Origin of the sequence: Halorussus lipolyticus, from assembly GCF_029338375.1 — an archaeon.
Lineage (GTDB): Archaea > Halobacteriota > Halobacteria > Halobacteriales > Haladaptataceae > Halorussus > Halorussus lipolyticus.
This window is the reverse complement of the sequence record NZ_CP119804.1, coordinates 1741598-1764626: the sequence shown is the minus strand read 5'-3', so window position 1 is coordinate 1764626 and position 23029 is coordinate 1741598. Positions and strand designations below refer to the sequence as shown.

At 64.1% G+C, this 23029-nt stretch carries 27 protein-coding genes; 17 read left to right on the top strand and 10 right to left on the bottom strand.

The window, feature by feature from the left end; genetic code table 11:
• Positions 1 to 24: 24 nt before the first annotated feature.
• Entirely contained in the window at positions 25 to 675 is a 651-nt protein-coding gene (locus P2T57_RS09000; RefSeq protein ID WP_276298858.1) for a helix-turn-helix domain-containing protein, read from the bottom strand.
• 118 nt (positions 676 to 793) lie between these two features.
• On the opposite strand from P2T57_RS09000, the gene P2T57_RS08995 reads away from it, so the two are divergent.
• A complete protein-coding gene (locus P2T57_RS08995) occupies positions 794 to 1024 on the top strand; it encodes an Lrp/AsnC ligand binding domain-containing protein (RefSeq protein ID WP_276298857.1) in 231 nt (76 codons plus the stop codon).
• Between the two features lie 290 nt (positions 1025 to 1314).
• Here P2T57_RS08995 and P2T57_RS08990 read toward each other — a convergent pair whose 3' ends face one another.
• Entirely contained in the window at positions 1315 to 1743 is a 429-nt protein-coding gene (locus tag P2T57_RS08990; RefSeq protein WP_276298856.1) for a DUF7975 family protein, read from the bottom strand.
• A 108-nt stretch (positions 1744 to 1851) separates the two neighbouring features.
• On the opposite strand from P2T57_RS08990, the gene P2T57_RS08985 reads away from it, so the two are divergent.
• The 3 genes from P2T57_RS08985 (at position 1852) to P2T57_RS08975 (ending at position 3973) form a co-directional block, all read left to right on the top strand.
• Positions 1852 to 2076 (top strand): DUF7557 family protein, encoded by a 225-nt coding sequence (locus P2T57_RS08985; protein WP_276298855.1) that lies wholly within the window; start codon positions 1852 to 1854, stop codon positions 2074 to 2076.
• The gene (locus tag P2T57_RS08980) at positions 2073 to 2480 is read left to right on the top strand and encodes a type II toxin-antitoxin system VapC family toxin (RefSeq protein ID WP_276298854.1); all 408 of its coding nucleotides are present in this window, start codon (positions 2073 to 2075) and stop codon (positions 2478 to 2480) included. Before P2T57_RS08985 ends, P2T57_RS08980 begins: the two co-directional genes overlap by 4 nt.
• 110 nt (positions 2481 to 2590) lie before the next feature.
• The gene (locus P2T57_RS08975; RefSeq protein WP_276298853.1) at positions 2591 to 3973 is read left to right on the top strand and encodes an NAD(P)/FAD-dependent oxidoreductase; all 1383 of its coding nucleotides are present in this window, start codon (positions 2591 to 2593) and stop codon (positions 3971 to 3973) included.
• A gap of 13 nt (positions 3974 to 3986) precedes the next feature.
• Here the strand turns inward: P2T57_RS08975 and P2T57_RS08970 are convergent, their stop codons facing one another.
• Entirely contained in the window at positions 3987 to 4577 is a 591-nt protein-coding gene (locus P2T57_RS08970; RefSeq protein WP_276298852.1) for a DUF6149 family protein, read from the bottom strand.
• 105 nt (positions 4578 to 4682) lie between these two features.
• Here P2T57_RS08970 and P2T57_RS08965 point away from each other — a divergent pair, with 105 nt between their 5' ends.
• Positions 4683 to 5924 (top strand): NAD(P)/FAD-dependent oxidoreductase, encoded by a 1242-nt coding sequence (locus P2T57_RS08965; RefSeq protein WP_276298851.1) that lies wholly within the window; start codon positions 4683 to 4685, stop codon positions 5922 to 5924.
• A gap of 32 nt (positions 5925 to 5956) precedes the next feature.
• Here the strand turns inward: P2T57_RS08965 and P2T57_RS08960 are convergent, their stop codons facing one another.
• Positions 5957 to 6241: a hypothetical protein gene (locus P2T57_RS08960; RefSeq protein ID WP_276298850.1), complete on the bottom strand. Its 285-nt coding sequence runs from the start codon at positions 6239 to 6241 to the stop codon at positions 5957 to 5959.
• A 134-nt stretch (positions 6242 to 6375) separates the two neighbouring features.
• On the opposite strand from P2T57_RS08960, the gene P2T57_RS08955 reads away from it, so the two are divergent.
• The 5 genes from P2T57_RS08955 to P2T57_RS08935 all read left to right on the top strand — a co-directional run bounded on the left by P2T57_RS08955 (position 6376) and on the right by P2T57_RS08935 (position 8995).
• On the top strand, positions 6376 to 6612 hold the full coding sequence (locus P2T57_RS08955; protein WP_248651081.1) for a DUF7120 family protein: 237 nt from the start codon (positions 6376 to 6378) through the stop codon (positions 6610 to 6612).
• 132 nt (positions 6613 to 6744) lie between these two features.
• The gene (locus tag P2T57_RS08950) at positions 6745 to 6987 is read left to right on the top strand and encodes a DUF7979 domain-containing protein (RefSeq protein ID WP_474198306.1); all 243 of its coding nucleotides are present in this window, start codon (positions 6745 to 6747) and stop codon (positions 6985 to 6987) included.
• 111 nt (positions 6988 to 7098) lie between these two features.
• Entirely contained in the window at positions 7099 to 7512 is a 414-nt protein-coding gene (locus P2T57_RS08945) for a DUF7124 domain-containing protein (protein ID WP_276298848.1), read from the top strand.
• Positions 7513 to 8153: 641 nt separating this feature from the next.
• Positions 8154 to 8687 carry a DUF5815 family protein gene (locus tag P2T57_RS08940; RefSeq protein WP_276298847.1) on the top strand — a complete coding sequence of 178 codons (534 nt, stop codon included), beginning with the start codon at positions 8154 to 8156 and terminating at the stop codon, positions 8685 to 8687.
• A gap of 86 nt (positions 8688 to 8773) precedes the next feature.
• The gene (locus P2T57_RS08935) at positions 8774 to 8995 is read left to right on the top strand and encodes a hypothetical protein (protein WP_276298846.1); all 222 of its coding nucleotides are present in this window, start codon (positions 8774 to 8776) and stop codon (positions 8993 to 8995) included.
• 3 nt (positions 8996 to 8998) lie between these two features.
• Here P2T57_RS08935 and P2T57_RS08930 read toward each other — a convergent pair whose 3' ends face one another.
• Positions 8999 to 10000, bottom strand: a complete 1002-nt coding sequence (locus tag P2T57_RS08930) for a diacylglycerol/lipid kinase family protein (protein ID WP_276298845.1) — start codon at positions 9998 to 10000, stop codon at positions 8999 to 9001.
• Positions 10001 to 10056: 56 nt separating this feature from the next.
• On the opposite strand from P2T57_RS08930, the gene P2T57_RS08925 reads away from it, so the two are divergent.
• Together P2T57_RS08925 and P2T57_RS08920 are read left to right on the top strand one after the other, a co-directional pair.
• Positions 10057 to 10755 (top strand): PHP-associated domain-containing protein, encoded by a 699-nt coding sequence (locus P2T57_RS08925; RefSeq protein WP_276298844.1) that lies wholly within the window; start codon positions 10057 to 10059, stop codon positions 10753 to 10755.
• A 203-nt stretch (positions 10756 to 10958) separates the two neighbouring features.
• Positions 10959 to 12776 (top strand): hypothetical protein, encoded by a 1818-nt coding sequence (locus P2T57_RS08920; protein WP_276298843.1) that lies wholly within the window; start codon positions 10959 to 10961, stop codon positions 12774 to 12776.
• A gap of 604 nt (positions 12777 to 13380) precedes the next feature.
• Here P2T57_RS08920 and P2T57_RS08915 read toward each other — a convergent pair.
• On the bottom strand, positions 13381 to 13794 hold the full coding sequence (locus P2T57_RS08915) for an Lrp/AsnC family transcriptional regulator (protein WP_276298842.1): 414 nt from the start codon (positions 13792 to 13794) through the stop codon (positions 13381 to 13383).
• Positions 13795 to 13896: 102 nt separating this feature from the next.
• Between P2T57_RS08915 and carA the strand changes: the two genes are divergently transcribed.
• Both carA and P2T57_RS08905 read left to right on the top strand, forming a co-directional pair.
• Positions 13897 to 14973 (top strand): glutamine-hydrolyzing carbamoyl-phosphate synthase small subunit, encoded by a 1077-nt coding sequence (gene carA / locus P2T57_RS08910; protein WP_276298841.1) that lies wholly within the window; start codon positions 13897 to 13899, stop codon positions 14971 to 14973.
• A 163-nt stretch (positions 14974 to 15136) separates the two neighbouring features.
• Positions 15137 to 16000, top strand: coding sequence for an N-acetylmuramoyl-L-alanine amidase (locus P2T57_RS08905; protein WP_276298840.1), 864 nt, complete (start codon positions 15137 to 15139; stop codon positions 15998 to 16000).
• 6 nt (positions 16001 to 16006) lie between these two features.
• On the opposite strand, the gene P2T57_RS08900 is transcribed toward P2T57_RS08905, so the two are convergent.
• On the bottom strand, positions 16007 to 16786 hold the full coding sequence (locus tag P2T57_RS08900) for an SDR family oxidoreductase (protein WP_276298839.1): 780 nt from the start codon (positions 16784 to 16786) through the stop codon (positions 16007 to 16009).
• 99 nt (positions 16787 to 16885) lie between these two features.
• Between P2T57_RS08900 and P2T57_RS08895 the strand changes: the two genes are divergently transcribed.
• Positions 16886 to 17050, top strand: a complete 165-nt coding sequence (locus P2T57_RS08895) for a hypothetical protein (protein WP_276298838.1) — start codon at positions 16886 to 16888, stop codon at positions 17048 to 17050.
• A gap of 6 nt (positions 17051 to 17056) precedes the next feature.
• Here P2T57_RS08895 and P2T57_RS08890 read toward each other — a convergent pair whose 3' ends face one another.
• A complete protein-coding gene (locus P2T57_RS08890; RefSeq protein WP_276298837.1) occupies positions 17057 to 18076 on the bottom strand; it encodes a metallophosphoesterase family protein in 1020 nt (339 codons plus the stop codon).
• Positions 18077 to 18365: 289 nt separating this feature from the next.
• On the opposite strand from P2T57_RS08890, the gene P2T57_RS08885 reads away from it, so the two are divergent.
• Positions 18366 to 19265 carry a Vms1/Ankzf1 family peptidyl-tRNA hydrolase gene (locus P2T57_RS08885; RefSeq protein ID WP_276298836.1) on the top strand — a complete coding sequence of 300 codons (900 nt, stop codon included), beginning with the start codon at positions 18366 to 18368 and terminating at the stop codon, positions 19263 to 19265.
• Between the two features lie 18 nt (positions 19266 to 19283).
• On the opposite strand, the gene P2T57_RS08880 is transcribed toward P2T57_RS08885, so the two are convergent.
• Together P2T57_RS08880 and secY are read right to left on the bottom strand one after the other, a co-directional pair.
• Entirely contained in the window at positions 19284 to 20669 is a 1386-nt protein-coding gene (locus P2T57_RS08880) for a dihydrolipoyl dehydrogenase family protein (protein WP_276298835.1), read from the bottom strand.
• A 108-nt stretch (positions 20670 to 20777) separates the two neighbouring features.
• A complete protein-coding gene (secY, locus tag P2T57_RS08875) occupies positions 20778 to 22247 on the bottom strand; it encodes a preprotein translocase subunit SecY (RefSeq protein WP_276298834.1) in 1470 nt (489 codons plus the stop codon).
• A gap of 255 nt (positions 22248 to 22502) precedes the next feature.
• Between secY and P2T57_RS08870 the strand changes: the two genes are divergently transcribed.
• Positions 22503 to 22886, top strand: a complete 384-nt coding sequence (locus tag P2T57_RS08870) for a 2Fe-2S iron-sulfur cluster-binding protein (RefSeq protein WP_276298833.1) — start codon at positions 22503 to 22505, stop codon at positions 22884 to 22886.
• Positions 22887 to 23029: the final 143 nt, after the last annotated feature.

Genomic DNA, 23029 nt, shown 5'->3' with positions numbered 1-23029 from the left:
GCCACGGCCTCAATATTAATGCCATCACTCGGCGCGTCGCTGACCGTTGACGAGCAAGGTGTTGCGAACGAGTGCGTCGTGGGCGCGCCGGAGTCGCTGGGAAACCGAGTTGGCCGAGATGTCGAGGCGGTCGGCGATGTCCTCGACGGTGGCCTTTCGAGGCACCTCGAAGTAGCCCAGTTCGGAGGCCAGCACGAGGGTCTCGCGCTGTTCGGGCGTCAGGCCGAACTCGCCGTGCTTGGGTTCGGTGGTCCGGTACTTCCGCCGGAGTTCGAAGTCCGACCCGAAGTGGTCTCGGAAGTCCGAGAGTTGGTCCTCCTCGACGAAGCGCAACTTGAGGAACCACTGGCGGTCGGCGACGGCCTCTTGGATGATAGCGTGCTGGTTTATCATCGCGTCCACGCGGCGCTCGACGTTCTCCGCCCACTCGACTTTGTACAACGCCGTGCCGTCGAGTCGGTCGAGGACGCTCACGTCTCCGACCGTCGGGTCGCCGTCCAGCGCCGAGGCGAACTCCTCGACGTCGCCGCCGGAGGCCCAGAGGAACGGCATCACCCACTCCCTGCTGTGGGTGGCGAGTCGCTCCATCTCGACCTGCATCTCCGGAATTGCCGCGAGCGCGCTCTGTAGCGCGAAGTCCTCGGTCGGGACTTCGAACTCCGCGACGAGACTCATGTCTCGGTGATTGCACCTCCGGACGGAAACCTCGTGTGGCGGCGCGCACGAAAGGCCCCGGACGCCGGAGTAGCAACCACGGCAGTAACGCTTTCCGCTCGCTCGTCGTACCCGTGGTATGGTTCGCGCCTACACGACGGTAATCACGGGAACGGGAGCGAGCGAGGACGCGCTGGCCGCCATCCGGGAGTTAGACGGTGTGACGGAGGCCCACGTCGTCGCGGGCGATTTCGACATCGTGGCCGAAATCGAGGCCGAGACCGTCCGGGGTCTCCAGAAAATCGTGACCGCCGGGATTCACGAAATCGAGGACGTGGGGACGACCCGGACGTATATCCAGATGGACTGATTTTATATTTCTTTTAGCCTTGTAATACATTCCTAAAAACCGCTAGATATTGTTGTACTGGCGATAGCTGTTTCTCGGCCCGTTCGGAGACCGTCGCTCGTCGGCGTTCCAGCACGCGGGAACAGGCTCACCAACCAACAGCGAACGCTCGGCCGACTAACCGACGGGCGGGGCTTCAAGAAGCGTTCACGGTCTCGGCTACTGTTGAATCCGTACCGACACGGCGCGACCGAACCGGGCGCTCAGAAGACAGCATGGCACTAACTCTGGGATTTACTACAGAAACAGCGTCACACGGCCGTAACCCAGACCCGGTACTCGTCGGGTTGGTCGTAGACTTCCCGGAAGACGCGCTCGATGCACTGCGAGACGCGATTCGCGTCGGCCAGCGCCGACACCCGGACGTTGATGCCCTCGGCCTCGTCGGGCCGGATGATGTCGTCTATTTTGAACGCCGGGAACTCGCCGAGGACCGACTTCAACTCGTCTAACTCGGCGTCCGTGCAGTCGAGGTTGAGCGTCCCGTCGCCGAACTGGACCCACGGCGGAGCCTCGTCCGGGTCGTCCTCGTCGCCTTCGGAGGAGTCGGTATCGAGCGCAGAGGCGTCGGCGTCGGCCTCGAAGGTGACGAAGGCGCTGGCGCGCTCTCGGTGGGCAGAGATGCCCTCGGCGAACAGTTTCTGGCGCTCCTCGGGGGTTTCGGCGTCGAATCGAGTCATACGCCGGGCTACGCGGTCGGTGCTGAAAAAGGGCGTCGGATAGAGACGTGGAGTCCTGCAACTGAAACGGCGAAAGAAACATCATCGGAGCGTACACAATGTATACACATGAGTACGATTCGAGTGACCGACGAAGTGAAAGAGCGACTTCGGGACTTGAAGCGAGACGACGAGAGTTTCAACGACCTCCTCGACCGGTTGAGTCGGAGCGAAAAGGACGTAGAGGAGATGGCCGGGTTCCTGAGCGAGTTCGATGATGGGGGCCTTCGAGAAAACGTCAGGGACACCCACGAGGAGCTAAACGAATCGCTCTCGGGACGCCGCGACGAATGATAGTCCTCGATAACGACATTTTGGTTCGGTTGGGGCAAGCGGACCCGGACCCGGTTGTGGTCGAGCATCTACAGCAGTACAGCACCGACGAGTGGACGATTCCGGCCATCGTCGCGTTCGAGTTCTACAAGTCGTGCGAGAACCGTACCGAGATGGAACAGGCGCGTAATCACTTGTCGTCGCATCTCGACCGAATCGTGGATTTCACTTCGCGGACGGCACTCGAAGCGGCCTACCTCGACGAGCGACTACGGGAAGACGGCGTCTCGCTCGACCCGGCGGACCTCCTGAACGTGGCGACGGCCCACGCGGAAGGTGGCACCTTCGTCACCCACAACAAACACGACTTCGACAAACCGCCGCTGAGGGAACTCGTAGACGTAGATGTCGTCTTGTCTCGCTGATTCTTCTCGTCCGAAATCAGCTAACTGCTACTTTCCACCCGACCTCTCCACCCACCGACACCCGCGAGGCTTCAATAAGACATTTGCCCCGGCGTGGCGAACGGAAGGGTATGAAAGGTGTCGTCGGTGGGGGAATCGCGGGTCTGTCAGCCGCCTACCGCCTCCAACAGCATGGACACGACGTGCAGGTATTCGAAGCCAGCGACCAAATCGGCGGTCTCGCGGCGGTCTACGAGACGGCAGGCGACCCAGTGGAGAAGTTCTATCACCACCTCTCGGCCTCCGAGGAGACCATCATCGACCTCATCGGCGAGTTGGGTCTGGAGCAGAATCTGGAGTGGCCCATCGGCAAGAACGCCTACTACTGGGACGGGACGGTCTACCCCATGGACAAGCCGTGGGAGATTCTGGCATACCCCCACATGAGCGTCTACGACAAGTTCCGCCTCACGATGCTCACCCAAGAAATCGACGTGCGCGGCGGGGTGCCGAAGTTCGACACCTACGAGAATCTGGAGGACTTCGAGGACGTGGCCATCGAGGACTTCCTGCGCGAACACACCACCAACGGCGTCTACGAGGGCTTTTTCGAACCCCTGCTGGACGCCAAGTTCGGCGACCGGAAAGACGACGTGAGCGCGGCGTGGTTGCTCGGGCGCATCAAGTTCCGCGGGGAGCGCGACCTCCTCCGGGGCGAACCGCTGGGCTACCTCGAAGGCGGGTTCGGGCAGTTGCTCGACGCCTTGGTCGAGGAGGTCGGCCGGGAGAACATCACCACGAACGCCCGCGTCACCGACTTGGACCTCGAAGACGACGCGGTTAGCGAGATGACGGTGGAGGTCGCCGGCGACGAATCGCCCGCCGAGCAAGCGCAGGCCGAGGCCGCCGACGGCGGCACCACCACCGAGACCCACCAAGTCGACGACGTGGTGGTCGCGGCGATGCCCAACGTCCTCGAAGACCTCACGGGCCACCCCTGCGAAATCGACTTCCAAGGCGCGGTCTGCGCGCTGGTCACGATGGACGAGGCCCTGACCGACACCTACTGGCTCAACGTGGCCCACGACGCGCCCTTCGGCGCGCTCATCGAACACACCAACTACATCCCGCCGGAGAACTACGGCGGCGACCACCTGCTGTACGTCGCTAGCTACATCCAAGACTACGACGAAGACCTCTGGCAGATGGACCAAGACGAAATCGAGGACTTGTGGCTCGGCCACGTCGAAGACATGTTCCCCGACTGGGACCGGTCGCACGTGACGGACTTCCGCCTCGCCAAGAACCCCCGCGCCGCCCCGATTTACGAGCGCGGGTACCTCGACATGGTGATTCCCTACGACCTCGGCGAGGAGGTCGCAGACGGCCTCTACTACGCCGGAATGGCGAGTCGCGCGCAGTACCCCGAGCGCAGTCTAAACGGCGGCATCGTGGCGGGCTACGAGTGTGCCGACCGCATCGCGGGCCGGAAACAGGTCGTGAGTCCGGAGTAACAGAAACTCGTTTTCAGGCCTCGGCGTCTTCGTCCACGCCGGGCGCGTCCGTCACGTCCACTTCCGCAGGCTCGTCTTGTCCGCCGACCTGAATCTCGCCGTCAGGTCCCTGCACGTACACGTCGTCGGCAAATCCGCCCTCGGCGTAGGGATGTTCTGGCTCCTCCAACTTTTCTGGAGTAGAGGGCGCGTCTGGAATCCCACCGGCGGGCATGAACTCGCCGAGGGGGTCCTCGATGGCGATGCCGTGGCGGTCGAAGAACTCGGCGTAGCGGTCGTAGTGCTGGTCGAGTTCGTCGCTCGGGAACTCCATCATCTCGGTCCAGCCGTGGTTGTAGAAGTCGAAGTTGGCCTGAATGTGGGTGATTTCGCGGGCCTCGGCCTCGGGCGCGCCCTCCTGTAGCGCAGTGAGGTAGGTGTCCATCGTCGCGTCGAAGAAGGCGTCGAGGCGCTCTCTGCGCTCCTCGCGCTGGTCCTCGTCGGCCTTTTCGAGGAAGATGCGGGTGTGGAGGTCCACGAGTTTGTCCTTCACGAGGTCCGAGACCACCGGCAGTTCCAGCGCCTTTCGGGAGGCGAAGTGGCGGACGTTCTGGTTTATCTTCATCGGTCGGGGGTTGGGACGCGACGCCCAAAAGTTCGTCTGTTCGTGAATCTCTGGCATGATTCGGAGATAGCAACCGACTTTAACCCCGAAGATGAAGATTCGGTTATGAGCGAGTCGTACGTGATTATCGGTGACGGGATTGCGGGAAGCTCCGCCGCGGAGACCATCCGCGAGGAGGACCCGGACGCCGACGTATCGGTCATCACCGACGAAGGTGAGGCCCTGTACAACCGGATTCTCATCAAGGAATTCGCAAAAGGAAAGCTCCCCGAAGCGCCCATCTCCATCCACGAACCGGAGTGGTACGACGAGCGGGACATCGACCTCGAACTCAACACGTTCGTCACCGAGGTTGACCCCGACGCCCACGAGGTCCACACCCACGACAGCGGGACCTTCGAGTACGATAAACTCCTCGTGGCGACCGGCGGCACCCCCACTCAGCTTCCGGTGGACAACAGCGACGCCGAGGGCATCCACCACTTCTGGACCTTCCAAGACGCGCGGAAGATTCAGGAGAACGCCGACCAAGCCGACCAAGGCGTCGTCGTCGGCGCGGGCCTGTTGGGCATCGACCTCGCGGCGGTCTGCGCCGCCCAAGAGGTTGACGCCAAGTACATCATGCGTGGCAACCGCTGGTGGCGCTACGGCCTGAGCCTCGACGGTGCCGAAATCATCCACGACGCTCTCGAGGAGAAGGGCGTCGAGCCGGTCCTCGAAAGCGGCGTCGAGAAGTTCGAGACCGACGACGACGGTCGGGTCGTCTCCACCATCGACGCCAACGGCGAGGAGTACGACAGCGACTTCGTGGGCGTCGCCATCGGCCTGAACTTCAACACCGAGTACCTGCAGGGTACCGGCGTCGAGGAGGACAGCGGCATCGTCGTGGACGAGTACATGCAGACCAGCGTCGAGGACATCTACGCGGCCGGTGACATCACCCGGTACTACGACACCATCCTCGACGAGTACGCCCAGAACGGTTCGTGGGGCAGTGCGAAAGAGCAGGGCCAAATCGCGGCGAAGAACATGGTCGCCGACGACGAGGACGAATCCTTCCGCTGGGTCTCGTCGTACTCCATCACCCACTTCGATTTCCCCTTCCTCAGCTTCGGCTTCCCGACGCTGGGTGACGACGAGTGCGAGCGCAAGTACAGCGACACCGAGTGGCGGCGTCTCGCGTTCAAGGACGGCAAACTCATCGGCGGCGTCCTCATCGGCGACATCGCCCCGCAGGGCAAGTACAAGGACCTCATCCGCCAAGAGGCCGAAGTCGCGGACCAGAAAGAGACCCTGCTGGAGAAGGACTTCGACCCCGAAGAACTGGCGATTCCGCAGGAACAGTAGTCCGCGAAGCCCGATTCAGCGCTCGGCCCGACTCACCGCGCGAACCACGAATCGGCCGGAATTTCGTACCCTTCTTCGTCGCAGATGTCTCTGCCGAGCGACCGCACCGACTGTGCTTGGGGTAGCGTTTCGGTCTGTCGAATCGACCGCTCGATGTCGTCGGCGAGGCGGTCCACGGCCGATTCGCCTCCGAGCTTTCGTATCGATTCGAGCGCCTCGCGGTACTCGTGGTCCTCGACTGCCGACCCCGAGCGTTCGCTGAGTGCTTCGTCGGCAGTCTCGGCGATTGCGTCGAGATGGTGGCGGACGCTTGCCATGGACGACTCGACGGGCCGAACGCTCAAAGTCCTGCTTGCCGCTGGCGGGGTGGTTTCGCGCTGTCGCGTCTCCCGTCGGAGCAAAACCGCGGCCCAACCCAACGTTGTTGTAGTTGGAACCGTTAGCGCAGTCTATGCCCCAACTCGAAATCTCGCTGTCCGACGACGTGGACATGCAGATCGACCAATTGGTCACCCAAGAGGAGTTCGTGGACCGCCAAGAGGCCCTCGAAGAAATCCTCTCGCTCGGCATCAAGGAGTACCAGACCACGATGGAGTCCGACACCCGCGACGAGATGGAATTCGCCGACGAGATGATGGAGACCACCGAGCGCTCGCTGGGCGACGAGGACGAAGGCTACCGCTTCTGAGGCGTCTCGACGCTCGACTCGCCGTCTGCTTTTCCAATTTCTCCCCGAGAGGAATATCTATCCGCCCGACCTGTTGGTTACTGGCGGCAGAAGCTTTAAGATACTCCACGGCATTTGGTACCGTGTAGCATAATGTCCTCGAACACGACCCCACGAACCGAGAGGGACGGGCGAACCCTTCGCGTCCGTCGGACGACGACAGTGCCGGCCGGCACCCCGGTCCGGCACTTCGACGAGTTACCGGACCGCGCCCAGCAACTGCTGGCCGAGTACGACGAGCGAGCGACGATTGCAGTCACGCCGGAAATCGCATCGGTATTCGCCGACGAACCAGTGGTCGTGTTCTCCGAGTATCTCCGCGTCGAACTCGCCTGAGTTCCCCGCCGACTCCGCCGACCGTCGTCTCACGCGCGCCAGCACGCTGGCCGCCGAGCGACGGGAGTCGGGACCGAAGGCGTTTTTGCCGAAAGGGGCCGAGAAGGAGATATGAACGGAAGCGGCGAGATGACTCTCGCCTTCGAACTCTCGGCGCTGGAGGAGACCGCGACACCCGAGGCAGTCTTCGACGACGCCCGCCGGTGGAGCCAGTACGTCGGCGTGGTCTCGGACAAGCCCACCTACGTCGTGACGAACTTCACCCGGAAGAACCGCATCCGACAGGACTTCTTCTCCGGCCCCAAGGGGAAAGGCGAGAGCCTCGAAAGCGTCCGCGAGCAGTTCGACACCGACCGCCACGTCTTCGTCGGCACGACCGACGAGGACCGCGAACTCGCCGAAGCCAACGAGTGGGAGTACCTCGACGTCGAGGAGGCCGCCGAGGCCGCAGACTGGCAACTCGCCGACGACGCTGACGACGAGGCCGGGGCGGGCGAGGAGGACCAGCGCGACGACTGGCCCTAGTCGGTTACTCTGAGGAGGGTCTCCGTGAAGGTCTCTCCGTCCCGGCGGAGCGTTTTCAATCGTTCGTAGGCTTCGCGGGAGATACAGATTTGCTTCGCCATCTTCGGTGACGCTACTTGGCCGCCCGCCGATACGTGAACCTTTGCATCGGAATCGGTCGGAGACGGTCTCGATTCATCGGTTACTCCCGAGTCAGCACGACGAACGTGAGGAACGACGAGGAGCTAGCTTCAGACTCGAACGGAGGCGTCTGCCCCACCGACAAAGACACGCTCTGGCGAACCCTGACGAGCGAAGCGAGTCACGACACCGCTACCGCGGGCCTCACACCTCCCCAACCTCCTCGCTCACTTCCTCACTTCGTTCGGTCGTTCGCTCGTCCCTCGCGCGAGGGTGCGCGCAGTTCTGCGCGCACCCACACGCGCCGGAGGAGGGCGATTACACGCCCCGGAGGAGGACGATTCGTAAGGACAGTTCGTGACTATCCCGATAACAAATATGGATAAATGTTAGAGAAACTCATGTAGTGTTCTAAGACAACTAATTATTTCTATAATGAGGCCTACTCGACAACGACCACCTAACGACTCACCACTCTCGGATTCGCGGCCTTTAAACGCTCGAAAGCCCAATCCTGTGGCATGGCAGAACCGCGCGTTCCGGGCGGTCGCGGGGCGAAACTCGAACTCCCCTGCGGCGAGTCAGTACACGTCCACGACCTCGACATGGGGATGCGTGAGTACGACTGCGACTGCGGCGACAACCACGCGGTCGTGACCGACGTCCATCCGCCCTCCCGCTTCGTCCCCGAGTTCCTCGTGAACGTCCTCAGAGAGACCGTCGAGACCGACGACGACCTCGGCGAGTTCGGTACGGCCCACATCATGGGCGTCGTACTGGAGGAGTTCCCCGGCGAGGTCGTCAGCGAGAACGTCGAGGACGACCAAGACGTCGGCTACGCGCTGGTGTGGCTGACCGACTTCGACTCCCGGCGTCTCCACGAAATCGTGGTCGAACTCATCGTGGAACTGATGGAACACGCCGTCAGTCACGCCGAGAACGACGACGCGATGACCGAGTTCGAGGAGGAGATGCTCGACTTCGACGTCTCGGAGTTTGTCGAGCAGTACCGGAGCGAGCGCGATTTCTCCGGCCCGCACGACCGCGCGGTCTGAGAGTCCAACCCCGCACTCCTGTCGCCAAAATTACGTTTGTCTGACTGAAGGTTAAGTAGCACTCGTCCCCACAAACGAGTAGACGCATGGCTCAACGCGCGAGGGAGTACGAGCGAATTCGGACCGTCCTCGCCGAGGCCGACCCCGACGAGGCGTTGACCGCCCGCGAAATCCTCCAGTTGCTTGACGCCCGCGGCGAGCGAATCGAGAGCGCCCACCGCGTCGCCACCGTCCTCGGGCGGCGCGCCCGCCACGGCGACGTGACAATCATCGAGTCGTCGCCCTACCGGTATCGACTCGAAACGTAGCTTTTACTCCGGATTGGGTTCGTAGTCGTCGCCGACACAGACCTCCAGCACCTGCTGGCGGGTCCCCATCGCCAGCGCGTCGTACTCGCCGGTCTCGCCGTCGAAACTGAACCCGACCGGTTCGTCCCGGCGCACGTCGATGTGGAGTTCCGACGCCAGCAGTCGGGTGACGTGTTCGGTCTCGTCGCCGAACAGTCGATGGAGCGCGGCCTCCTCCAACAGGTTCGTCGAGGGCATTCGCTCGATGATGGTCGCCTCCAGCAGGCCGTCCTCGCAGTTGGCCTGCGAGCGCCCCTCCGCCGGGAACCGCCGGGCGTTGCCGACCAGCACCATCACCGCCTCGCCCGACCACGATTTCTCGTCCGCGTCGGTGGGACACTCCGCCTCGACCGAAAGCGGGAGCGCGTCGAACTCCCGAACCGCCCGGAGGCCCGAGACGACGTAGGCCAGCATGCCGAGTCTGTCCTTCATCTCGGGCGACGTCGAGGCGCTGGCCTCGGCGGTCAGTCCCGCGATGCAGGAGTTGACGAACAACTCGTCGTCGCCCGCGGTCGCCACGTCGATGCGCCGGCGCTCGCCGCGCATCAGGACCTCGAAAGCGTGTCTGATGTCCTCGGTTCCCAGATTCCCGGCGAAGTTGTTGCCCGTCCCGGTCGGGACGACGCCGAAGGTCACGTCCTCGAAGGCGTCGGCCGCATCGAGACCCCGAACGACCTCGTTGATGGTACCGTCGCCGCCCGCGGCCGCCACCACGTCCGCCCCGGCCTCACCCGCGAGTCGCCCGAAGGTGACGGCCTCACCTGCCGAGTGGGTCTCCAAGACGGTGAAACCGGCCTCGTCGGCCAACTTCCGGACGCGCTCGCGGTGGTCGCCGTCGCCGCTGACGGGATTCAGAACGAGAACCCGGTCGTCCGGGACGCCGCCGTCGGCCACCACCTCGTCGGCCACCACCTCGTCGCCCGTCCCCACCTCGTCCCCTGCCAAGCCCTCCCAAATCTCGGGCATGTGACCACTTAGTTGGGGGCAGAAAGTCAAAGGTCTACCGGCTATTATACGTTCTCGTGTACGCCGTCGATTTACACTCTCACACCCGATTCTTCCACGGGCACGACCGGGCCGCCGAGTACTACGACCCGCTGGGGGTTCGACTACTGACCGAGGCCGCGCGACTCCGTGGGTTGGACGGGGTTGCGCTGACGAACCACGACTACTACCGGTCGTTCGACGTGGCCGGGACGATTCCGGGCATCGAGATTACGACCACCCACGGCCACGTCCTCGTGGTCGGCCCGGACCCGCCGACTCGGACCGAACCCGGCGTCCTCTCGCCCGAGGAGGCCGTCGAACTCGCCCACGACAGGGGGTGTGCGGCCATCATCGCCCATCCGTATCGCAACAGCACGGTCCGGGAGGTGGACGCCGAGTTCGACGCCATCGAGGTCAACGGCAAACACCCCCGGACCGAGCAGTGGGTTCGGAAGTTGGCCGACACTCACGACCTGCCGCTAGTGGGCGGGAGCGACGCTCACTACCCCGTCGAGGTCGGGCGGGCCTATACCAGAATCGACGCCGACGAGTTCTCGCCCGAAGCAATCGTCTCGGCCATCCGAGAGGACCGGGTTGAACCGGAGGTCCACTACGGCCGGTTCAACCGGGCACTCAGGTTGTTCTACCGCCGGATTCACGAGGGAAAGGGGTACCTCCAGCAACCCGACGGGGCAGAGACCGAGACCCCCGGCGTGGGCAAACCGCCGCAGTGACCGCTTGGTTCGGTCGGCAGTCTATCTGGTCGTCGCGGTTCTGTCGCCGGGATTCGGTCGCATTCGCAGTTCTATTTTCGGCTGGTTCCGATTGAGTAACACGCTTTCTGCCTTAAAATTTCACGTTCGTTCGCCGTCTGCTGTGGCGCGTAGGAGCTAATTAACTAACAGGAAATCGGGCAAGTATCAAGACGGATACGACGATGAGACAAGACGAAAAGCGCCAGCACGGCGAGGATTCGGCCAGTACCGACGACCGACTCTCGATGGACCGACGCCAACTGCTTCAGGCGACCGGTGTCGGCATCGGCGGCCTCTCGCTCCTGAACTTCGGCGGCGAGGTAGCGACCGCACAGAACGACTGCGCGTCGGGTCCGTTCGAGCGGACGTACACGGGCGACACCATCAACTTCGGTCAGATTCGCGCCGAGCAGGCCCGCGGCGAAACCGGGTCGCTCGGGGCGGCGACGCCGAACAGCGAGGCGGCGGCCGACCTGCGAGAGTCGGCCCGGAGCGCAGGGGGCGAACAGCCTCCTCGGCAGGAGTCCCGAGAGACCAACGCCGACGAGTCTGGTCTCCTCGACGTACTGACCGAGTACGACGGCGTGAACGCCTCCGGCACGCGGGGCGGCGTCCCCTCGGACTCGCAGGTCGCGGCGGGCAACGGGAAACTCGTCCACGCGCTCAACCGGCAGGTGGCTATCTTCAACAAGCAGGCCGGGAAAATCGAGCATCAGGTCCCGCTCGAACGCCTCTGGAAGCCGGTGATTCCGGAACCGGAAGGCGGGTTCTTCTACGGCGAACCGTTCGTCTTCGACCCCCGAGCGCGCTACGACCGCGACGCCGACCGGTTCGTCGTCTCGGCGACCCAGTACGAACCGGGCATCACGACCGACGGCGAGGTCATCGACCGCGAGACCTTGGAGGAGGGCGAGTACGCCGACCAGCAGGTCAGTCGCCCGCCGCAGGGGTGGTGGGTCATCGCCGTCTCGGCGACCAGCAACCCCAACGGCAAGTGGTACGTCTACCGGATTCCGCCGCTGAACAACGAGGGCTTGGTGGACTACCCGCCGCTCGGGGTCGGCGACGACGCCCTCTACCTGACCCAGAACTTCTTCGGGGCCGAGTTCGAGATTACGATGGTCACCCTCGACAAGTCTGCGATGTACGCCGGGCAGGAGGTCACGGCGTACCACTTCACCGAGATGAACGACCCGGACTCCGACGGGTTGACGTTCACGGTCCAACCCGCGCTCCAACCGTTCACGGGCGGGGAGTCCGAGACCTACTATCTGGTGAACAGCGACTTCCCCTTCCCGGACCCCAGCCCTGAGACGCTGACGCTCTGGGAGTTGACCGACCCGCTCGAGGACCCGAGTCTGGAGTGCTACACGCTCGACGTGGCTCCCTACAGTTTCCCGCCGCCAGCGCGCCAGAAGGGCGGCGACGCGACCGACCTCGTGGACACCCTCGGCACGCGCCTGATGAACGCCGACTTGGACGGCGGGTCGCTCTGGACCGCCCACACCATCCAGTACGACTGGGACGGCGACGGCACCGCGGTGGCCGCGATTCGGTGGTACGAAATCGACGTGGCCTCGCGCTCGGTGGTCCAGAGCGGGGTCTACGGCGAGGCCGGGACCTCCTACTACATCCCGACGGTCGGGGCCGACGACGGCACGATGGTGATGGCCCACAACGTCAGCGGACCCGACACCTACATCCAGTCGGTCGTGGCGGGCCGGACCGACGACTTCGCGCAGGGCCAACTGGAGGACTCGGTGGTCGTCCAAGACGGCGAATCGAACTACGACTTCGGCGAGGGCTTCGGCACGCCGGGCAACCCCCTGCGCTGGGGCGACTACAACGGCGTCTCGGTGGACCCCTCGGCCGGGACGTTCTGGACCGTGAGCCAGTACTCGCCCGACATCGAGATTCCGCCGGAGGCCGAGGAGCGGGACCCCTACAACACCCGCATCGCCGAGGTCACTTTCGACGACGGACCGGGCCGGGGTAACTGAGGCAAACGCTCCTCGGTCTCCAACGCCCCAGAATAGCTCAGGATTCGGTTTCGAGTTCTCCGTTTTTTCGGCCAAGAGTAATCACGACAGGTGGTCGAGATACCGACGGTTCGGCGCGCTCCTGATTTTCGACCCGGCGCGTGCTGGCGCGGTCGTCACGAGCGAAGCGAGTGACTGCTCGGCGGACGCGGATTGTCCGCCGGTGTCTCTTGTGACTGCGCCGAACCGCGCGAGGGATGAGGACCGCAGGCCGAAGGCCGAGGACCGCAATCGGTTGGGGAGGGTGTGGCCCGCGGTTGCGGTGCTGTGCGGTCGCGGAGCAGGGCGGTAGACGGCTTTGTTCAAGCCTGAAGCTAGCTTCTCGGCACTTCCGTTGTCTCACTCACATCTCTTGTGTCTCTCTCGTCACCGTCGTTTCGAGTTCCGAAATCGTCTCGGCGCTCGTCGTCCGGGCAGATTCCGCTCGGAACGACGCCGCGCGATTTAGAGAATCAACTACAATTGTCTCGGCCCAATATACAATCTTTTAAGAAACAAAGACACGTCTCTAGCTCGAATCGAACCGTCTTTCGAGATTCGAACCGACCCCACTAACGACCGGCAATCACCCCAGTTTCTCGTCCAGAATCAGGCGCGTCTTGGTGTTGACGACTTCCTCCAACTCGCGGGCCTTCGAAATCAGTTGGTTCACGCTCTGGGTGTCGGCGGCGTCCACGACCAACACGATGTCCTCCTCGCCCGATACCTGCCAAACGAAGTCCACCTGCTCCCAGTCGGCGACGTCCTCGCCGAGGTCAGAGGTGTTCACGTCCACCGCCACGTCGAGTTCTATCATCGCTTTGACGTTACCGGTCCGGGTGGCGACCGTGAAGCGTTCGATGACCCCCTCGTCGGTCATTCGTTCGACCCGATTGCGAACGGTCCCTTCGGAAGTGCCGACCTCCTCGGCGATTTCGGTGTAGGGCTTTCGGGCGTCTCGGCGCAGGATGGAGAGGATTTCGCGGTCCAGTTCGTCCATGGAGATGTGTGGATAGACGGGGGTACCACTTGATGATTACGAAATTCGTAATCTCGCTACGAAAGCAAGGTTTATACACCGGGATTCCGTATGAATCTCGTAATGTCGGCCGCATACGTAGCGTTGGAGGGTGGCAGTGTCGTGGAGGCACGCTGTCGCGCTCCGGGTACGTCCCACGGGGAACTGGTATTCACGACCGCATACACCGGGTACGAGGAGAGTCTGACCGACCCCTCTTACGAGGAGCAGGTCCTGACGTTCGCTTACCCACTCATCGGGAACTACGGCGTCCGAGACGAACGCTTCGAGGACGAGCGAGTCCACCCGAGCGCGGTCGTCGCGCGGGAACTCACCGACGACGTGGCCCAGTGGCTCGAATCCGAGGACGTTCCCGCGGTGGACCACCTCGACACCCGCGACCTCGTGGGCCAGATTCGAGAGGGCGGTGCGATGAAGTGCGGCATCTCGGCCGGACCCGACGCCTCGCCCGAGGAGGCCAAGGCGGCCCTCGCCGACTGTCCCGGAATGAGCGACCACGAGGACATCGGCGCGCAGGTCAGCGTCGCGGAGCGCGAGACCTACACCCCCGAGAGTGGGGCCGAGGACCTCGATGTGGCGCTGGTGGACTGTGGCGCGAAGGGAAGTATCAGAGAGTCGCTCCTCGAACGCGACGCGACGGTTCACGTCCTGCCCTACGACGTCGAACCCGCCGAAGTCGCCGACCTCGACCCCGACGTGCTGTTCCTCTCGAACGGTCCCGGCGACCCCGCGAACTTCGAGTCCGCGCAGTCGCTCGTCTCCGAATTCGTCGGCGAGGTTCCGCTCGCGGGCATCTGTCTCGGCCAGCAAATCATCGCCCGCGCGCTGGGCGGCACCACCGAGAAGATGGACTTCGGTCACCGCGGCGTCAACCAACCGGTTCGTGACCTCCGGACCGACAAGGTGGTCATGACGACCCAGAACCACGGCTACACCGTCGCCGAACCCGGTGACCTCGAAGTCACGCAGGTCAACGTCAACGACGACACCCCCGAAGGACTGGAAAGCGACGAACTCGACATCATCACGCGCCAGTACCACCCCGAGGCCAACCCCGGCCCGCACGACACCCTCGGCTTCTTCGACGACGTGCTGGAACTGGCCGACGCGGAGCGTCGAACACCCATCGCGGCCGACTGACGCTCGGTCTCCTCCTGCGGCCACCGCTTTTCTGGCGATTGCACTCGACCAGCAACTGCTCGACAGCAACCGCCACCGACCAGCAACCCCACCGCCCCACCAAATAAATTCGAAGTAAAAAGCTAGAAAATTATTTCAGTTCGGAGTTATTATGTTTGGGCGCATGGCTCCGTCACGACGACGCTTCCTGCAGGTCGCCGGTTCGACCGCGGCCGCAGGAGCCCTGATTGGTGCATCGAACTCCGCAAGTGCATACTCCCCGCAACCCAGCATGCGGTGGGAACCCGCCGATTCGAGCAACTACACCCAAGCCACTCGCAGTCCCTCCGAGATGCGGTGGATAATCATCCACGTCACCGAGGGCAGTTACGAGGGGACGATTAGCTGGTTCAAGAATCCCGACGCGAACGTCAGCACGCACTACGTCATCGAGAACGACAGCAACGCCGAAATCACGAAGATGCTCAACCGCGGCGACATCGGGTGGCACGCGGGCAACGGCGGCTACAACGACACCTCGCTGGGCTTTGAACACGAGGGGTACACCGACGAGACCACCTTCACCGACGAACTCTACCGGTCGTCGGCGAAAGTCGTCCGGTACCTCGCCGACAAGTGCAACATCCCGCTGACCCGGCCCTCGGGCGTCGCACCCTGCGACCCCTACGACGGCATCGGCGGTATCATCGGCCACCATCAGGTTCCCGACCCTTACGACTGCGGCTACAACTCCCACACCGACCCCGGTTCGACGTGGGACTGGGGCACCTACATGAACTACGTGCAGGGCACCACGCTCGGCGTCCGCTTCGACATCGGCGAGGGCGTCGTCACGACCGCCGAGGTCAACGTCCGGAGCGACCCCGACATCGCGGACAACGTAATCCACACCAACCCGGTCGGCGAAGTCGGCTACGTCCAAGACGGCTACGTCACCGAAGACGGCTACACGTGGTGGAAAATCGAGTACGACAACGGCGTCACCGGGTGGTCGGTGGACCGATTCCACGCCTCGAACGCCATCTGAGGCGGCCTATTCTGCGTCTTCGTCGTCCTCACTCTCTTCGACTTCTATCTTGACCGGGCCGCGGTCGTCGGGGTACTGCCAGTCGAGTTCGACCAGTCCCCGAGGAGTCCCGTGGAGTCCGGACCGCGAGACCACCTCGAAGGTCCGATTGCTCGCCTCCGGCGTGAACAGCGCGGCGACCATCAACCGGGCCACGTCCGCCCGCGGAATCGTCCCCGAAACGGTCGCGCCGCCCTCGCCGACGACCACGTTGCCGGTTGCTGGCGCGTCGGTCAGACCGCCGGGCCGCAGAATCGTGTATCGGAGTCCCGACGACCGGAGCGCGGCCTCCGAGTCGTTTTTCGCTCTCAGAATCGGGCCGAGGACCATGCGGAACCCGGCGGGCATCCCGCTCTCGGAGTCGCCGACGCCGATGGAACTCTCGAAGACGACGGCCTCGCAGTCGGCGGCCACCGCCGCGGTGACGAGGTTCCGGACGCCCTCGCCGTCAACTAGCGGTTCGCCAAAGAGCGGCGCGAGCGTCGGGCCGCTTCCGACCGCGCACAGCACGGCGTCACAGCCACGGACCGCGCGGGCGGCGTCCCGCGGTTCGAGGAGGTCGCCGACCACCACCTCGTCGGCCCCGCGAGCGAGGAGTTCTCCTCGGTCGTCCAGCGACCGCGCGAGGCCGACGACCTCGAAGTCGGTCGATTCGAGCGTCCGCAGAATCTCTCGGCCGGTGCGTCCGGTCGCCCCCGCCACCAGCACCCGGTCGATGGAGTCGGCGGGCGAAGCAGTCTCCTCCATACGAAAAGGGACGGGCCGTGCGCTCAAAGGCGCTCCGGCGATTTACTCGGCCGGTGGATGCGCCAAATTTACATCCGCGGTGGAGGAGTCTTCGGTACGATGGTTTTCGAGTTGATACTCGGATTTCTGGTCCTCGTGACGGCCTCCTACATCGGGACGACGATGGCGCTCCGGGGTTTCTTCGGCCGGGAGCGGTATCGCCCGCCCGCCGAAACCGAACCGGGCGGTCCGCCGGGAAACGACGACCGAGACGACGAGGACTGAAAACGCCTACCGCTCGTCGGCCAGCGGGAGGTCCGCGAGTTGGCGCTCGACCATCTCGGCGATGTCGGCGCTTCGGTCGGAGTGAGTTCGCGCGAGGTCGTGGGCTTCAGTGACGCCTGCGGGGTCGGCGACCGGGACCATCCGGAGGGTCGTGCCCTCGGGACCGACCTCGGCGAGGACGTAGGCCTGCGGGAACGACGAGAGCGCCGGGCAGACCAGTCCTCGAACGTCGCCCGAGATGGCGGCGGGCAGGTGGACGTGGCCCGAGAGGTGGAGCGCGTCGTGGCCCGCGAGGGCGTCCACGAACGCCGAGGAGTCCCCGACCGGCGGGTGAGGCGCGTAGTGGTTCTCGGCGAGGTGGGATTCGAGGCCCGGCGGGTTGTGGTGGCTGACGACCAGCGCAGTGTCGGTCTCGGGAAGGGTGGATTCCAACCACGCGAGTTGATTTTCGGAAATCGCGCCGTCGTGGGTGGCGTCGAGTTCCCCGTCGGGCGAGGACGCCGAGTTCAGGCCCAGCACGTCCACGCCGCCGAGGCGCTGGCGGTAGGGGAACTCGTCGGGCGCGAACCGGTCGGCGAACTCGGAGACCGGTGGGGTGTCGTGGTCGTCGAAGGACTTGGGCACGTCGTGGTTGCCCGGCACCGCGACGAACGGCGCGTTCAGGTCGGCCAGCGCGTCGGCCACGCCGTCGAAGTCCTCGGGGCGGCCGTCCTCGGTCAGGTCGCCCGCCAGAATCACGCCGTCTACGTCACGGTCGTTGGCGTCGGCGACCGCGGCGCGAAGGCGCTGTTCGGTCCGGTGGTAGGCCTTCCACGTGCCCTCCTTGTCGGTCGAGAGGTGCGGGTCGGCGAACACCGCGAGCGTGGTCCGGTCGTCGGTCCGCGGGCGGTCGAACCGCGCCAGCGTGGCGGGTTCGGCGCGGGAACTCAGTTCGGCCCACTCGGCGGTTCCGGCGTCTGTTCGGGCGTCGTCCTCGGGTATCGGTGCGTCGCGTCGGAGCGTCTGAACCCCACTTCCCTCGGTCATTGGTTGGTCGCAACTACCAGCCTGAACCTCATAAACGTAGCGCAGAAAGTATATATTTGACACCCTAAACTATATAGATTGGTTGGGGGCGTGTCGGCGAGCGTTCGCCGGAAATCGTCCGACCCCGACTCCTCCGAGACGCGACAGGGAATTCTGTTCGGTATCGGAATCTTCTGTAGATGTTTAAAATCTATTTCTCTTGCTAAGAGAATTAATTTTATTTCTCTATCCGTAGTCGTGCCGGTCCAAGCAGAAACTACAAGACGCCTCCGCCCACTTGTCACGCCGAATGCTCGACGAGTTGCTCGGTCGCGCGGCGTTGAAAGACCGCATCGCCGACCTCGAAGAGGACAAGCGTCACCTCGAACGCCAACTGGAGGCCGAGGAGGAACGCCGCGCCGAGGCCACCACCGCCAGACAGGAGGCCGAACAGCGCGTCAATCGACTGGAGGACCGCATCACCGAGTTGGAAGACCGCGTGGAGCGGGCCGACGCCGACGAGGCCGACCTCGAATTTCGGGGCGTCGAGACCGTCCGCGGCGACCGCCTCGCTGAAATCCTCGCGCGCCTCCAGTCGGTCGCAACCGACGCCGAGGGCGCGCTGACCGCGATGGTCGCCGACGAGGGCGGCCTGCCCGAGGCGGTCGAATCCGCGTTCGGCGACCACGCCACACTGGTCGGTCGTGCCCGGCCGTGTCTGGCCGTCGCCGACGACGCGGGCCTCGTCAGCGCCGCGCTCGCGCCGCCGGTCGAACCCGACCCCTTCGCCGAGTGGGGCGAGGAGTTCGTCCTCGACCGCGAGTGGTTCCTGCCGACCGGCGAGTTCGCGCTGGCGCTGGTTCGGTCGGACGTGTTCGCCATCGGCGTCTACGACGACAGCGAGCGCGTCTCCTTCGAGGGATTCGACAGCGACGTGAAATCCGACCACTCGAAGGGCGGGTTCTCGCAGGGCCGGTTCGAGCGCAGACGCGACGCCCAGATAGACGAGCATCTCGAAAAGTGCGAGGAGACCATCGCAGAGGTCGCAGGCGAAGTCGAACGCCTGTACGTGGTCGGACAGCGCACGCTCCTCGGCGAGTTCGAGGACCGGGCCGACGCCACCAGCGCGGTGGACGCGACCGGGAAACCGAAGGCGGCGCTGGACGACGCCTTCCGAGAGTTCTGGACGACGCGACTCTACCGCATCTGAGCGACTGTTTGTATCGCATCAGAGTCCGGTCGGCGGGAACCCCCGCGCCTCCCGGAAAGCACCCTGCACGACCTCTGAGAGCGCCGGGTGGACGTGAATCGTCTCCGCAACGTCGTCGGCGTCGGCCCCCGCAGAGACCGCGGTCGCGACCTCGTGAACCAGCATCGATGCGTGGGGACCCACGACGTGGAATCCCAGAATCTCGGCGTCCGGGGCAGTCAGGACCTTGGCGAAGCCCTCGTCGGTCAGTGCGGACCCGAGGGCGGTCCGGTCGTACTCGAAGGTCCCCACGTCGTAGTCGTCGCCGTCGAGGTCACCTTCGGTCTCGCCCAGACTCCCGACTTGGGGCGACCCGAAGACGGCGTGGGCCATGCCGGGGTACTCGACGCTGGCCTCCTCGCCGTGAATCGCGTTCCGGACCGCGTACTCGGCCTCCTTGTCCCCCGAGTGCTTGAACATGTAGTTGCCCGCAATATCACCGATTGCCCAGACGCCTTCCGCCGAGGTCCGGAGGCACTCGTCGGTCTCCACGAAACCTTTTTCGTCGGTCTCGATGCCTCCGGCCTCGACGTTCCACGTGTCGGCGTTCGGCTTGCGACCGGTCGCTAGCAGGATTTCGTCGCCCCGGACTTCGATTTCCTCGCCCGACTCGCTCTCGGCCCGGACGAGTTTCTCTGCGTTCTCCTCGGCGAGTTCGGTCACTTCGTACCCAGTGTGGACCTCGTACCTGTCGGCGTAGGCCCCGGTCAGGAATTCGGCCACCTCGCGGTCCTCGCGCCCGACCAGCACGTCTCCTCGGCCGACGATGGCGACTTCGGCCCCCATCGCACCGAAGAAGTGGCTCATCTCGACGGCGATGTACCCTCCGCCGACCACGACGAGGCGGTCCGGGCGCTCGCGGAGACCGAGCGCGTCGGCGCTCGTCAGAAACTCCACCTCGCCGGTCCCGTCGATGGCGTCGGGAATCATCGGTCGAGACCCGCCCGCGAGGACGACCTTCTGAGCGGTTAGCTCGTCGGTTCCGGCGTCGAGGTCGACCTCGATGGTTCGCTCGCCGACGAACCGGCCTTCGGTCTGATAGAACGTGATATTCTCGCTCTCGCGGGCGATTTCGGCCTTCGACTCGGCCTCGGCAGTGATTTTCTCCGTCACGTCGTCTACGATGTCGGCAAATCGAACGTCCTCGATTTCGGCCTCGACGCCGAGCGCGTCGGCGTTTCGGACTGTTCGGGCAACGTCGGCGCGATGAATCAGCTTCTTCGAGGGGTTACAGCCCCGATTGAGGCAGGTCCCACCGAGACCATCGCGCTCGACGATTGCCACGTCGAGGTCCTCGTCGTCTGCGGCCGACGCCACGACGTTGCCGGTTCCTCCTCCGAGGACGATGATGTCGAACTCGGGCATGGAAACGAGACGGCCGCGAGGACAAAGAAACTCCTTGCTGATGAGGGTGTTACGTCGGTGGAGCGAATCTGGACAGCGAGAAACGAGTGAGTGGTTCGGACTTCGAGGTTATCCGAACATGTCGCGCATCATCGGGTGCATCTCCATCAGTTGCTCCTCGGCGATCTCCTCGTAGAGCTTGTAGGTGATGGAGACGGTCAGTAGCAAGCCTGTGCCGGAGACGCCGCCGATGGTGCCGAGCATGTTGGCCATCACGGCCAGCAGGCCGACCAGCGCGCCGCCGATGACGGTGACTTGCGGGATGTAGCGCTCCATCACCTTCTCGATGACGCCGGTGTTCTGGCGGAAGCCGGGAATCTGCATCCCGGAGTTCTGAATCTGCTTGGCGGTGGCCTCCGGACCCATGTCGGTCGTCTCGACCCAGAAGATGGCGAAGATGGCTCCGCCGATGACCATGAACGTGAGGTCGATGAGGACCCGCAGGATGACCTGCCACGGCTCTTGGGCGACGGTCCCGGTCCACCACATCCAGTCGCCGGGTCGCTGAATCGGCGCGACGTAGTAGAACAGTCCGCCGGTCGGGTTCCCGGCCGTGCCGTAGGTTCCCAGCCAGCCGGGCATGCCCTCACCCAGTTGGCTGTAGAGGATGCGCCCGAGGAACTGGAGGTTGGCCTGAAGCGCGCGGACGAGAATCATCGGCAGGACGCTCGCGTAGATGAGCTTGACGGGGAAGCGACCGCGGGCACCCTTGACGCGAGCGTGGCTCAGCGGAATCTCGACCCGGACGCTCTCGGCGTAGACGACGATGGCGAAGATGAGTACCGTCGTGACGAGCGCGATGATGTTGCCGTCACCGAGCAGGAGGTACTGGATGCCGTCGCCGGTCAACAGCGAGGGCGCGTTTTCGGCGCTCCCGGTGACGAGACCGAACCACGTCGGGAGGAGACCGGTCTGTCCGGGGAGGCTGGGCCACGCGAACAGGCCGCCCAGAAGCTTCTGGCTCACGCCGGCGATAATGAACAGCCCGATACCGGAGCCGACGCCCCACTTGCTGATGATTTCGTCCATGAACAGGACGAGGATGCCGCCGACCGCGATTTGGGCGAAGATGAGCCATTTGGCACCCATGATGCCGCCGGGGAGGCTCGCGGCGACCTGCTGGTCAACCTGGAGGAACCCGCCCGCGAACACCATCGGGAGGCCGGTCAGGAATATCATCACGACCACCAACAGCTTCTGGAGGCCCTGATAGAGGACTTGATCGCGGGGGTCGTCGGTGTCGAGTCCCAGCAGGTCCGCGCCGCCGAGCAGTTGGAGGACGATGGACGCGGTAACGATGGGACCGATGCCCAGTTGGAGGACTGTACCTTGACCGCCCGCCAGTATGGAGCGGAACTGACCGAAGGCGTCTGCGCCTCCGATGTTCACGCCGTACAAGTAGACGTTCGTGAGGAAGAAATACAGAACCAGCACGCCCGCGGTCCATCCAAGCTTTCGCTTGAACGGGACGTGGCCCTCCGGCCGACGCACGGAGGGCATCCGCGTAAGTACTGGTTCCGCCGCTTCTTTCCAACTCATATATCGCAATACATCGGACGGGGGCTTGTATGTGCTTCGCTTTTGGCCACGAGTTGACGGGCGCGAAATTCCCCACTAGACGAGTTATGGAAGCCCTGAGACTGCGAAACCGCCGCTCACCGAACGCTTCGGTCCGGGCGTTCGACTCGCCGACGGCACAGCGAGAACCGGTCGGTCCGGGCGCTCCGCACTCGACCCGGAACCGAACAGCCATCAGTGCTAACAATTAACACGATTCGAGCCGTGTTTGCTATCATGCCGACGATTCGGTTCAGCGGAGACGAAATCGAGTGCGACCGAGGAGCCGTGCTTCGAGACGCCCTCCTCGACGCCGGGGAGTCCCCGCACAACGGGGCATCGGAGTACCTCAACTGCCGAGGCCACGCCACCTGCGGGACCTGTGCCGTCGAGGTCAGCGGCGACGTGAGCGAGATGACCGACGCCGAGCGCAGTCGGCTTTCGTTCCCGCCTCACGACGAGGACTCGGGGCTTCGACTGGCGTGCCAGACCCACGTGCAAGGCGACGTGGACGTGGTGAAACATCCGGGGTTCTGGGGCCAGAAGGTCCAGCGCGACGAGGAGACCGGACGAGACGACCGGCGGTCCTCGGAGTCGGTCGAGGCCGGTCCCGACGAGTGAGTTCGGCCTGACAATTCGAGCGTTGTCTCTCGAATAGAAATGCAATTACTATCAGATTGTATCGTTGTCTCTAAGCACAAATTTCTTGGTCGGTTCCTGTCGTCGCCTCGATGTCAGTCGGAGTCGGGGTCGGCGGTCCTCGA